Here is a 12,150-nt window from a genome sequence, read left to right on the forward strand (position 1 = left end):
CTGCAAACCAAACCTTTTAAATCGTAGGGGGGTGAGATTATGGTAGATGTATTATCCCAGGGGGAAATTGATGCCCTTCTGGCGGCACTATCCTCCGGCGAAATGGATGCGGAAGAACTCAAAAAAGAAGAGAGCGAAAGGAAAGTCCGGGTATATGATTTTAAACGGGCTGTTCGTTTTTCCAAGGATCATATTCGCAGTTTGACCCGGATTCATGAAAACTTCGCTCGTTATCTGACGACTTACTTTTCCGCTCAGCTTCGTACCTTTGTACAGATTAGCGTCGTGCAGGTGGAACAGCTTCCTTATGATGAATTCATACGTTCCATTCCGAAAATGACCATCCTGAATATCTTTGAGGCCGAACCGCTTGAAGGTCGGATGGTATTGGAGGTTCACCCGAATATCGCTTTCGCTATGCTGGATCGCATGCTGGGAGGTACCGGAACGGCGCCTGCCAAGATCAACGCCTTGACGGAAATTGAAACAACCATCATTGAGCGCATGTTCAGTCGGACCTTTGAAAGTCTTCAAGAAGCGTGGAAAACAGTCATTGATCTGTCGCCACGTATGGAAGCACTGGAAACCAATCCGCAGTTCATGTCGCTAGTGTCTCCAAACGAAACGATTGCCCTGATCTCGCTCAGCACAAAAATTGGTGATACGACTGGTATGATCAACCTTTGTATCCCACATGTTGTTATTGAGCCGATTATGAGTAAATTGTCTGCTAACCACCTCTTTTTCTCACAGAAAAAAGAGCCAGCGGTTGAAGAAGTGCAGGCACTCAAAGAGCGCGTTCATCGCGCTCAATTGCCCGTTATTGCCGAGTTGGGCGAATCGCGCCTGTCTATTCAGGAGTTTCTCAGCCTGACCGTGGGCGATGTGATTTCATTGAATAAACCGGTACAAGAGGCGCTCTCGATCAAAGTGGGCAACCAACTGAAATTTATTGGAAGTCCCGGAACGGTCAAGGACCGGGTAGCGATCCAGATTAACGAAATCGTCAGTGAAGGAGTGGAAGATCTTGACGAGTAAAGATTATTTGTCACAGGAAGAAATTGATGCTTTGCTCAGACAGTCGTCAGGTGATGACGACAGCGCAGCAGCGGCGCCATCCGGCCAGACGGTCGACGATTTCCTGACTCCGCTGGAGCAGGATGCTCTCGGCGAAATCGGTAACATTACCTTTGGTAGCGCGGCTACTGCCTTGTCTACCCTGCTCGGGCAAAAAGTGGACATCACCACTCCGCGTGTAGGCATCATTACACGCCCGGAATTTGAAAATGAATTTCCAAAACCGCATGTGGCGGTACACGTCGAATACGTCGACGGGTTCCAAGGCATCAACTCCTTGGTGATCCAAACACGCGATGCACAGATCATTGCTGATCTGATGCTCGGTGGTGAAGGTCAACCAAAGGATGAGGAACTGAATGAGATCCATATCAGTGCAGTGCAGGAAGCGATGAACCAAATGATGGGTTCGTCAGCAACCTCAATGTCCACCATCTTCAACCGATTCGTCAACATTTCTCCACCTGGCATCGATATTTTGGATGTTAGCAATGATCAAGGTGTGAGCATGTTGCCGGATGACGAAACGCTGATCAAAATCTCGTTCCGTCTGTTGATCGGTGATCTGATTGATTCCACGATCATGCAATTGCTCACTGTAAAGTTTGCGAAATACATGGTCGATATACTCATTAATGGTGCGGAAGATGCGCCAGCTGAACCAGCCGCTGCAGCAAGTGCACCAGCACCGGAGCCAACACCACCGGCAGCTTCACAACCAGCAGCAGCTCCGCAGCAAGCTCCAGATATGGCAGCAGCGCCTCCGGGAATGCCACCGCAGGGTATGCCCCCTTATGGGCAACCACCGCAATACGGCACACCAGAGCAACCGTATCCGCCATATCCACCATATGGGTACCCACCGCCAGGCTATGGTTATCCAGCGCCACCACAGGCTCCACAGCATTACGGTGCCCCGGTAGGACGTGAAGTGAATGTACAACCAGTTCAATTTTCAAACTTTGGAGCAGGCGCAGCGCCTAACCTGGATGAAAATAATTTGAACTTATTGATGGACATTCCACTCAAAGTCACCGTAGAATTAGGAAGGACCCAAAAGCAAATCAAAGATATCCTCGAATTGTCCCAGGGCGCAATTATTGAACTGGACAAATTGGCGGGCGAACCGGTAGACATCCTGGTCAACAACAAACTGATCGCCAAAGGAGAAGTAGTTGTTATCGATGAAAACTTTGGTGTTCGCGTAACGGATATCGTCAGCCAGTGGGACCGAATTCAAAAAATACAATAAAGATCACTTAGGGAGGATTTTAAATCAATGGCAAACCGAATTCTTATCGTGGATGATGCAGCTTTTATGAGAATGATGATCCGGGATATTTTAACTAAAAACGGGTATGAAGTAGTAGGGGAAGCGCAAGACGGATCCCAAGCAGTTGAGAAATTCAAAGAGCTTCGCCCGGATCTAATTACGATGGATATCACAATGCCAGAAATGGACGGTATCGCCGCTCTGAAAGAAATCAAAAAACTCGATGGTGGAGCAAAAGTAATTATGTGTTCCGCGATGGGTCAACAGGCGATGGTTATCGATGCCATTCAGGCAGGAGCCAAAGATTTTATCGTTAAACCTTTCCAAGCGGATCGTGTTATTGAAGCGATCAGCAAAACGCTGGGCGTATAGGAGAATATTCCCATGTCAGCTCAAACAGCCACAATGGGAGGAACAGGCGATTATATCCTAAACCTCGTTTGGGTTATAATCGTCTTGGCTGTAATAATAGGGCTTATCGTATTATTGCTTCGGTTTCTTGGTCGGAAAAATCAGACCTGGTTATCCCGCCGTGCCATACGTACCATAGGCGGTATGGCACTGGGACCGAACAAATCCATCCAGGTGATTGAAATTGGAAACACTGTCTACCTGATTGGTGTTGGGGACGACATTACACTTGTCGATAAAATCTCCGATCCCGAGGAAGCGATGCTTGTTATTCAGTCTTTTCAATCCGAGGCGGCGGAACCAAACCACTTTTTGACTCCGCTCATCTCCAAGCTCAGCAATCGCTTTCGTCCGAAATCTGCTATTCAGGAAGAAGAAATCGGCGATACGGATGCTTTTCAGGAAGTATTTGAAAGCAAACTGCGCCAGATTCCTAATCGCAGACAGAAGATGGAGGAACTGCTGAAGGAGGAAGATTCTACAGATCGGTCGAGGGATTCATGAAAAAAAAGCTGATTGTCATGTTTATGCTGCTTTTTGCTGTTAGTCTAATATCGGTTCATCCTATATTTGCAGCAGCCGATCCGATCCCGAATATCGACATTCAGATCGGCAACGATAACAACGGTAGTTCGGGTAGTGAACCAGCGACTAGCTCGCTGACCATTTTGCTGCTGATTACGATTATCGGTATAGCTCCATCATTTCTGGTACTTATGACCAGTTTTACACGTATTGTGATTGTGCTCAGCTTTGTCCGGACTTCATTAGGGACTAACCAGATGCCTCCCAATCAGGTACTGGTAGGGCTGGCTTTATTTTTAACCTTGTTCATTATGTCGCCGACACTGTCGCAGATGAACCAAGTGGCATTGCAGCCGTATTTGCAGGGGCAGTTGAATCAGACTCAGGCATTGCAGGCAGCAGAAAAGCCGATCAAGGAATTCATGTTTAAGCATACGCGGGAAAAGGATTTGCTGCTGTTTCTCGAATATACGGGTACGGCTAAGCCTTCCAATGTGCAGGATATTCCATTGACTGTGATGGTTCCATCCTACGCGATTAGCGAGCTGAAAACAGCCTTCCAGATGGGCTTTATGATCTTCATACCGTTTCTTGTCATTGATATCGTTGTTGCCAGCGTATTGATGGCAATGGGGATGATGATGCTACCACCTGTCATGATTTCACTTCCTTTCAAAATTTTGCTATTCGTCCTTGTCGATGGATGGTACTTAATCGTCAAGTCGCTTTTAATCAGTTTCAATTAGCGGGGCTTCCTTCGGAATCACCGTCGCATTCTATTCACCTCGTTGAAGGAGGTTAATCATGAGTTCGGAGTTTATCATCGGTATGGCAGGGCAGGCGGTCTATACTGTGCTGAAAGTTAGCGCGCCGATGCTTATTCTGGGACTTGTAGTCGGTTTGCTGGTTAGTATTTTCCAGGCGACTACGCAGATTCAGGAACAAACTCTTGCCTTTGTGCCGAAAATCGTTGCTGTCATGCTGGCGCTACTGCTTTTTGGCCCGTGGATTTTAACGGTTATGGTGGAATACACAGCCGATATCCTCGGTAATCTGTACAAATATATCGGTTAGGCTGATGGCTTATGGAGACACTACTGCAAAGCTTCCCTGTTTTTTTGCTTGTTTTTTGTCGAATAACAGCTTTTTTTGTAGTTTCACCAGTCTTTTCATCTAGAGGGGTTCCCAGCCAATTTAAGGTGGGTATTGCACTGTTTGTATCCCTTCTCATTTATTTAATAAAAGGAACGACGATCAAAATACCGGACGGCACGGAAATGTATATGCTGCTCGTTATACGTGAGATCATGATCGGCCTGCTGCTTGGATATATCGCTTATCTGATGTTTATGGTAATCCAAACGGCAGGCTCGTTTATTGATATCCAGATTGGTCTAGGGATTGCAACCGTATTTGATCCGATGACTGGTGCTTCGGCTCCGCTAATCGGTAACTTTAAATACATGTTCGCCATGTTGATCTTTCTGAGCATGAATGGTCATCACTATTTGCTGCAATCGGTGTTATACAGTTATGACTGGATTCCGATGAACAGCGATATAGCTAGTCAAATCATGAACGGATCGCTTAGTGATTTTTTGATTCGTACCTTCAGTAATTCATTTCTCATTGCCTTCCAAATGTCCGCGCCAATTGTAGTTGCGATGTTTTTGACAGACGTAGGGCTTGGATTTCTGGCGCGTAGTGCGCCGCAATTTAATATTTTCGTTATCGGTGTACCGGTTAAAATTATTGTAGGGCTGTTTCTGCTCATGCTGCTGGCTCCAAGCTTCGCTTTTATTTTCGAGCATTTGTTTCAGGAAATGTTTCAGGCGATGCAAGGACTGCTTCAGGTGCTTGGTCAACGCCCAAGTTCATCATCACCGTAACCTCTATGTAGAAAGGAGGCTGTAAACAGTGGCATTCCGGTTACGCATGAATCTCCAGCTCTTTGCCGGAGAGAAAACGGAAGAAGCAACACCGCAGAAACGCAGGGAAGCACGCAAAGAAGGTCAGGTTGCTAAAAGTATTGATATTCCCGGTTCAGCGATTATGCTTGGCGGGATTGCGTGTCTTATGATATTCGGCGGTTTTTTCCTGAAGCGGATTACCTGGCTGTTTACAGACGGCTTTCTGCATCGGTTATCTACCGAGATTACGGTTGCCAATGTCATGCAGATGCTAGGGCAATACGCGATTGAAATTTTGATTATCGTTTCGCCCATATTTGTGACGGTATTCTTGCTCGCCATCATTACCAACTATGCACAGGTTGGATTTATGCTCACTGGTAAGCCTCTTATGCCGAAGCTAAGCAAGCTTGATCCGATCAAAGGCTTCAAAAATATCGTATCCATTCGCTCAGTAGTGGAGTTTTTTAAATCCATTTTAAAAATGGGCGTGATCGGTTATCTGGTGTATAGTACGCTGATGAGTGTCAGTCATGATATTCCGAAAATGGCATACATGCAGCCAGAAACGATTTTGCATTTTGCTGCTGGTTTAACGACTAGTCTTGGCTTGAAGGTCGGTGTCGCATTGTTCGTACTTGCGATTATGGACTATATGTATCAGCGTTTTGATCATAACAAAAAGCTGCGCATGTCCAAGCAGGACATTAAAGATGAATACAAGAAGACGGAAGGGGACCCGTTGATAAAAGGGAAAATCCGTGAACGGCAACGCCGGATGGCGATGCAGCGGATGATGCAAGATGTTCCCAATGCAGACGTTATTATTACCAACCCGACGCACTTTGCAGTTGCTCTCAAGTATGACAACACACAGATGGCAGCACCGCAGGTCGTTGCCAAGGGTCAGGATTTTGTCGCATTGCGGATTCGTGAGGTGGCCAAGCAAAATCGCGTGGTCATTATGGAAAATAAACCGCTTGCGCGGGCGTTATTCGCTAGAACAGAAATCGGAGAATCGATTCCCGGTGATTTGTTCCAGGCAGTAGCCGAAGTGCTCGCTTATGTGTACAAAGTTAAAGGCAAATCGAAGTAAGGGATCGGAGGGCTGAATAACATTGAAGAAAAAAGATTTGGTTGTCCTTTTGGGTGTCATTGGAATCATTATGATGATGATACTTCCGATCCCAACATGGCTGCTCGACATCTTGCTTATTATTAATATCTCACTCGCAATGATTATTTTGCTGATTGCGATGAACACCAAGGAAGCGTTGGAGTTCTCCATCTTCCCAGCGATGTTGCTCATTACAACATTGTTCCGGCTTGCTCTTAATATTTCGACAACCAAGCTCATTCTCGGACAAGCGGATGCAGGCTCGGTTGTATCCACGTTCGGCAGCTGGGTAGCAGGCGGACAAATTGCTGTTGGCTTTATCGTCTTCCTGATTCTCGTTGTCGTACAATTTATCGTTATTACCAAAGGTTCGGAGCGTGTTGCTGAGGTTGGTGCACGTTTTACGCTCGATGCGATGCCTGGTAAGCAGATGAGTATCGACGCCGATCTGAACGCGGGTCTGATCAATGAACAGCAGGCGCGTGAACGTCGTAGCAAGATTGAGCGCGAAGCCGATTTCTACGGTGCGATGGACGGTGCGAGTAAGTTCGTTAAAGGGGATGCTATTGCAGGCATTATTATCCTCCTAATCAACTTGATTGGTGGATTTATTATCGGGATAGCGATTCATGGAATGGCATTTGCTGATGCGCTCTCCACTTACTCTGTATTGACCATTGGTGACGGTCTGGTCAGCCAGATTCCGGCACTGCTCATTTCCACTGCAGCCGGTTTGATTGTAACGAGAGCTTCATCAGACGGTAATCTGGCAGATGATATTACGAGCCAGCTGTTCTCGTATCCAATGATGCTGTATATCGTTGCAGCTGTTATTACCATGCTCGGTCTGTTTACACCAATTCACTTTATTACTACCTTCCCATTGGCTATTCTGCTTGTATTTGCAGCACGTAAAATGCAAGCTAACCTTAACCAGAAGGTAGTCGATGCAGAGCAGCAGCAAGAAGAACAGCAGATCGAGGAAGTACGAAGTCCAGAAAGTGTCATCAACTTGCTGCAAATTGATCCGATTGAATTTGAATTTGGTTATGGACTGATTCCGCTGGCAGATACCCAGCAGGGCGGCGATTTGTTAGATCGAATCATCATGATTCGTCGGCAATGTGCCTTGGAACTAGGTCTTGTCGTCCCGGTTATTCGCATTCGCGATAATATTCAACTAAAACCGAATGAATATGTGATTAAAATTAAAGGAAATGTGGTAGGTGGTGGTGAATTATTACTAAATCACTACCTGGCCATGAGTCCTGGGTTTGAAGATGACTCCATTACGGGTATAGAGACTTTAGAACCAGCTTTTGGTCTTCCAGCACTATGGATTGATGAAATTACCAAAGAACGCGCTGAATTGTCCGGTTATACCGTAGTCGACCCGCCATCGGTGGTTGCGACTCATTTGACCGAGCTGATTAAAAAGCATTCTCACGAGCTGCTTGGACGTCAAGAAGTTCGTTCGTTGGTTGATAATCTGCGTGAGAATTATCCGGTACTGGTCGACGAGTTGATTCCGTCCGTATTGTCCATCGGTGATGTGCAGAAAGTATTGGTTAAGTTGTTAAAAGAGAAGATCTCGATTCGCGACATGGTAACCATCTTTGAAACGCTTGCCGATTACGGAGCTTACACCAAAGATCCAGATGTGTTAACCGAATATGTACGCCAAGCATTGTCACGCCAAATTACACAGCAGTTTACAAGTCAGGGTGAGACATTGCGCGTCATTACGGTTGGACCCACTTTGGAAAAGAAAATTGCCGAAAGTGTCCAGCAATCCGAACAGGGCAGCTACCTCGCTCTGGACCCGGTTTCCACGCAATCGATGTATCAGAAAATCAACGAGCAGGTGAATCGCTTACTGCAAATGGGACAACAGCCGATCGTGCTGACCTCACCAGCGATCCGCATGTATTTGCGCCAATTGATCGAGCGCACGATGCAGGATATTCCGGTACTGTCCTACAGTGAGCTGGAACCGAACGTTGAAATTCAGAGTGTCGGAGTGGTGAACTTATGAGAGTAAAACGCTATATCGTAGACACAATGCCTGATGCCATGCTGAAGATTCGTACCGATCTTGGCAGCGATGCTGTCATTCTAAGCACAAAGGAATTGAAGACCGGTGGTTTCCTAGGCATGTTCCAGAAGAAGAAGATTGAGGTTATCGCAGCGGTTGAAAAGGAGCAGGCGGCAGATACAAAACCTGCTACTGCTTCGGCACAACCGGCGGCTCAGCAGGAGACGATCATTCCACCGATTGCACCGGTTCCTAAAAAAGCCGTACCGGACGCGTATCGGAAGTCCAGTCAAGCGTTTGCCGAGTCGATGCGTCAGGCACTCGCTAATGATGACCAGCAGGTACAACAAGCTGTGCCTGCTGCTTCATTGCCTTACGAACAGCCGCAACATCAATCACCGATGCAAACGGCAACGGCAGCAGCTCCAACCGAATTGCCGCCGCAGCATACGCCAGCCTCTGTATCCATTCAGGCATTGCAGCAAGCGCTGCAACAGCAGGCAGGTGGTAGCGGGGAAGCAGTAACGGAGGAACGGCTGTTTGAAGAATTAAGACAAATGAAAAAAATGATGGCTGATCTTACACGAGATCGTGAACGAGCGGAGCTTCCAGAGACGCTTTTGCAGATCGTACAGCATTTGAAGGCGCAGGGCGTCGATCAGGGCATGATTGACGGCTGGGTGGACGAGATTATGGCCCAGCAGCCTACAGGCCAGCAGATAAGCTTACAGGAAGCGAGAAAGGCAATGAAGACGCAGATTGAGCAGTTCACGGAATCTCGTATAGGCGGAGGCATCGATCCGAGCACTAAGATTGTGTACATCGCCGGACCGACAGGCGTAGGCAAAACGACCACGATTGCCAAGCTTGCCGCAGAGCAACTGTTCAAGTACAAACGCAAAGTCGGATTTATCACGTCCGATACGTACCGTATTTCTGCGGTTGAACAACTTCGCACCTATGCTTCCATTCTTGGTGTTCCTCTGGAAGTCGTGCAATCCCCGGGCGACTTGCAGCGTTCATTGCAACGTCTGGCAGACTGCGATCTGATTCTTATGGATACCGCAGGACGCAATTATCGAAATGAGTTACTCGTTTCGGAGTTGCAAAGCTTGCTAGCGCCGCTAGAACAGAGTGAGACGTATCTCGTGCTTGCTCTGACTTCCAAAACGGAAGATATGCGGACAATCACGAATCATTTCAGCAAATATCCGCTGGATAAAGTGATTTTCACCAAAGCGGATGAAACCGGAAGTTATGGGGCGATGTTCAATCTGCTGCAGGAGCATCCATTGCGGCTGTCCTATATGACCAATGGACAGAACGTACCGGATGATCTGCTCATGCCAAGTCCCGACTTTCTAGCAAATGTACTGCTTGGAGAGATCTTGCCATGATGGATCAGGCCCAATCGTTACGCAATCTGATGTCGACCAAAGCCAAAGCTCTTGAAACGCGCGATCCGGGCAATGGCGGCGCCAAATTCATTGCCGTGACAAGTGGCAAAGGCGGAGTTGGGAAATCCAATTTCACTTTGAATTTTGCGCTCGCTTTACAGCGGCTCGGACGGAAAGTGCTCGTGTTTGATGCCGATATTGGCATGGCAAATATTGATGTTCTGATGGGCGTTCGTTCGCAATACAATCTGTCTCACCTGCTTAGCGGCGAAAAACAGATTGGTGAAATCATCGAAAAGGGTGCTGGATCACTGCCATATATTGCAGGCGGTTCGGGGTTGAGCTCACTATTTTCGCTGTCTGAGAAAGATTTAGTTTACTTTACTACTCAAATTCAAAAAATTGCTGCCGATATGGATTATATCCTGTTTGATACGGGAGCAGGACTGTCAAAAGAAACATTGCAGTTTATTATGTCCTCGGACGAGTGCATTGTAGTGACCACGCCAGAGCCTACGGCGATCACAGATGCGTATGCACTCATCAAGGTTGTACATGGAATGGAAGACAGCACAGCCTTCAAGCTGGTCGTCAATCGCGCCGAAAGTCAGCGTGAAGCGAATCAGACTGCCGACAAGATTAGCCTGGTCACCAGTCGGTTTCTGAATCTGGAAATTCCAATGCTCGGCTTTGTCAGCGACGATTCTCATGTCAGCCAGTCCGTGAAGAAGCAAGTTCCTTTTTCAATCAATGCTCCTGGATGTCTGGCTTCGAAAGATATCCAGAACCTGGCCATGCAGTATGTTGTTTCACCGGATCTGCACCAGGAGGGTACCTTATCAGGAATCAAAGGATTTATACAAAAATGGATGCGGCGTACTAAATGATTCTGTAAGGAACAGAGGTGCTATAGTTATGGCAACTTACAAAGTGCTGGTTGTAGATGATTCCCCATTCATGCGCAAGATCGTTTCGGATTTGATTCAGGCAGATTCGGAATTTCAGGTAATTGATACGGCAAGTAACGGTCTGGAAGCGACACAGAAGGTACTGGAATTGAAACCAGATGTAGTCACGATGGATGTGGAAATGCCGGAAATGAATGGCCTGGAAGCACTGAAGATTATTATGTCCCAACGTCCGCTGCCCGTGATTATGCTGTCTGGCATTAACGAGCAGGGAATGAGGGAAACCATCATGGCGCTGGAGAGCGGAGCATTTGACTTTATCCGCAAACCATCCGTCAGCAATTCACAGGATATTGAAGAGGTCGGTCAGCAGCTGCTGCGTCAACTGCATACCGCTGTTCATGCTCTGGAAAGAAAACGTAAGCGCAACGAACAAAAGAATCTGGTAGCTGAACAGACCGCAACATCTGTTCAGCCGGAAGCCGAGGTTCCCTCTACGTCACAGGAAACGGCTCCTTCGGCGCCGCAGGAGCGCCCGGCACGACCTGCGCCTGTTCGTGACCTACCGAAACGTCCGACAGCCAGCTCGACGCCTTCTAGCCCGCCTGCTGCGCCGCTGACCGGCAGAGTAACCCAGCCGGTCAAGCCAGATACAACCAAAAAAACACGTCTGGACAAACCACTTGATCAATATCGTACAAGTGATCGCTCGACATCTCCGGCAACTCCGCCGAAGCCTGCCGAGTCCAAAACTTCCAGACCAATGATCAGCCCTTCATCGGCACCGGCACGTAAGGAACCGGAGAAGCCAGCTGCATCGTCAGTACCAGCGTCAGCCTTTTCGACTCCGCCAGCGTCGAAAACAGCACCAAGCGATCGTCCGGCAACATCTATCAGCAAGCTAGTTGCTGTAGGTTGCTCGACTGGCGGACCGCGAGCGCTGAAAAGTTTCCTAGAAAAAATCCCAGCCAATTTCCCGGCACCGATCGTTATTGTTCAGCATATGCCGCCGAACTTTACACGGTCGCTGGCACAGCGCTTGAACAGCCTGAGTCAGATCAATGTTGTGGAGGGGGAGCACGGCATGCCGCTGCAACCCGGCACCGCCTATATCGCGCCAGGCGGCTATCATATGACGGTAGCTCGCAGTCAGGGCGGTTATCGGATTCAGCTTTCGCAGGACCCTCCACGCAACGGACACCGTCCTTCCGTGGATACGCTTTTTGCCTCAATCCGCCCGTTCAATGATCTGCAACGCTATGCAGTCATTATGACGGGAATGGGAAGTGATGGCGCTCGGGAAATGAAAAATTTATACGACAGTGGCGTAATCCCTACCTTCGCGGAAAACGAAGATACCTGTGTAGTGTATGGAATGCCTCGCTCGGCTGTAGAGCTCGGATGTGTGAACCACCTCCTGCCATTACCTGATATTGCGCCAAAACTTGTACAAATCGTTAAATAGCTTACGACAAGCACTATGTTATTCTATGGAGG

General features: G+C 47.8%; 12 protein-coding genes. All 12 read left to right on the forward strand.

Annotation, left to right across the window (positions count from 1 at the left end; translation table 11 throughout):
- Positions 1 to 39: 39 nt before the first annotated feature.
- The 12 genes from fliM to ABXR35_RS05320 are packed head-to-tail and all read left to right on the forward strand — an operon-like array spanning position 40 to position 12,118.
- A complete protein-coding gene (gene fliM, locus ABXR35_RS05265) occupies positions 40 to 1,038 on the forward strand; it encodes a flagellar motor switch protein FliM (protein ID WP_367056432.1) in 999 nt (332 codons plus the stop codon).
- A complete protein-coding gene (gene fliY / locus ABXR35_RS05270) occupies positions 1,028 to 2,329 on the forward strand; it encodes a flagellar motor switch phosphatase FliY (protein ID WP_367056435.1) in 1,302 nt (433 codons plus the stop codon). The genes fliM and fliY overlap by 11 nt, the downstream gene beginning before the upstream one ends.
- A gap of 27 nt (positions 2,330 to 2,356) precedes the next feature.
- Positions 2,357 to 2,722: a response regulator gene (locus ABXR35_RS05275; RefSeq protein ID WP_367056437.1), complete on the forward strand. Its 366-nt coding sequence runs from the start codon at positions 2,357 to 2,359 to the stop codon at positions 2,720 to 2,722.
- A gap of 12 nt (positions 2,723 to 2,734) precedes the next feature.
- Complete coding sequence (locus ABXR35_RS05280) at positions 2,735 to 3,265, forward strand: FliO/MopB family protein (RefSeq protein ID WP_367056440.1); 531 nt, start codon at positions 2,735 to 2,737, stop codon at positions 3,263 to 3,265.
- Positions 3,262 to 4,032: a flagellar type III secretion system pore protein FliP gene (gene fliP / locus ABXR35_RS05285; RefSeq protein ID WP_367056443.1), complete on the forward strand. Its 771-nt coding sequence runs from the start codon at positions 3,262 to 3,264 to the stop codon at positions 4,030 to 4,032. Before ABXR35_RS05280 ends, fliP begins: the two co-directional genes overlap by 4 nt.
- Positions 4,033 to 4,090: 58 nt before the next feature.
- A complete protein-coding gene (gene fliQ / locus ABXR35_RS05290; protein WP_367056446.1) occupies positions 4,091 to 4,360 on the forward strand; it encodes a flagellar biosynthesis protein FliQ in 270 nt (89 codons plus the stop codon).
- Positions 4,361 to 4,371: 11 nt separating this feature from the next.
- Positions 4,372 to 5,175 carry a flagellar biosynthetic protein FliR gene (fliR, locus tag ABXR35_RS05295; protein ID WP_367056449.1) on the forward strand — a complete coding sequence of 268 codons (804 nt, stop codon included), beginning with the start codon at positions 4,372 to 4,374 and terminating at the stop codon, positions 5,173 to 5,175.
- 28 nt (positions 5,176 to 5,203) lie between these two features.
- On the forward strand, positions 5,204 to 6,292 hold the full coding sequence (gene flhB, locus ABXR35_RS05300) for a flagellar biosynthesis protein FlhB (RefSeq protein WP_367056452.1): 1,089 nt from the start codon (positions 5,204 to 5,206) through the stop codon (positions 6,290 to 6,292).
- 22 nt (positions 6,293 to 6,314) lie between these two features.
- Positions 6,315 to 8,348, forward strand: coding sequence for a flagellar biosynthesis protein FlhA (gene flhA / locus ABXR35_RS05305; RefSeq protein WP_367056455.1), 2,034 nt, complete (start codon positions 6,315 to 6,317; stop codon positions 8,346 to 8,348).
- Positions 8,345 to 9,745, forward strand: coding sequence for a flagellar biosynthesis GTPase FlhF (gene flhF, locus ABXR35_RS05310; RefSeq protein ID WP_367056458.1), 1,401 nt, complete (start codon positions 8,345 to 8,347; stop codon positions 9,743 to 9,745). Before flhA ends, flhF begins: the two co-directional genes overlap by 4 nt.
- A complete protein-coding gene (locus ABXR35_RS05315) occupies positions 9,742 to 10,632 on the forward strand; it encodes a MinD/ParA family protein (RefSeq protein ID WP_367056461.1) in 891 nt (296 codons plus the stop codon). Before flhF ends, ABXR35_RS05315 begins: the two co-directional genes overlap by 4 nt.
- Before the next feature lie 28 nt (positions 10,633 to 10,660).
- Positions 10,661 to 12,118: a protein-glutamate methylesterase/protein-glutamine glutaminase gene (locus tag ABXR35_RS05320; protein ID WP_367056464.1), complete on the forward strand. Its 1,458-nt coding sequence runs from the start codon at positions 10,661 to 10,663 to the stop codon at positions 12,116 to 12,118.
- Positions 12,119 to 12,150 lie beyond the last annotated feature (32 nt).

This window comes from Paenibacillus sp. JQZ6Y-1 (assembly GCF_040719145.1).
Classification (GTDB): domain Bacteria; phylum Bacillota; class Bacilli; order Paenibacillales; family Paenibacillaceae; genus Saccharibacillus; species Saccharibacillus kandeliae.

Coding starts and splice junctions, on each gene's coding strand:
- ABXR35_RS05315 (WP_367056461.1), top strand. CDS start 9,742: ATGATGGATCAGGCCCAATCGTTACGCAATCTGATGTCGACCAAAGCC.
- fliP (WP_367056443.1), top strand. CDS start 3,262: ATGAAAAAAAAGCTGATTGTCATGTTTATGCTGCTTTTTGCTGTTAGT.
- ABXR35_RS05275 (WP_367056437.1), top strand. CDS start 2,357: ATGGCAAACCGAATTCTTATCGTGGATGATGCAGCTTTTATGAGAATG.
- fliM (WP_367056432.1), top strand. CDS start 40: ATGGTAGATGTATTATCCCAGGGGGAAATTGATGCCCTTCTGGCGGCA.
- fliQ (WP_367056446.1), top strand. CDS start 4,091: ATGAGTTCGGAGTTTATCATCGGTATGGCAGGGCAGGCGGTCTATACT.
- flhF (WP_367056458.1), top strand. CDS start 8,345: ATGAGAGTAAAACGCTATATCGTAGACACAATGCCTGATGCCATGCTG.
- ABXR35_RS05280 (WP_367056440.1), top strand. CDS start 2,735: ATGTCAGCTCAAACAGCCACAATGGGAGGAACAGGCGATTATATCCTA.
- fliR (WP_367056449.1), top strand. CDS start 4,372: ATGGAGACACTACTGCAAAGCTTCCCTGTTTTTTTGCTTGTTTTTTGT.
- ABXR35_RS05320 (WP_367056464.1), top strand. CDS start 10,661: ATGGCAACTTACAAAGTGCTGGTTGTAGATGATTCCCCATTCATGCGC.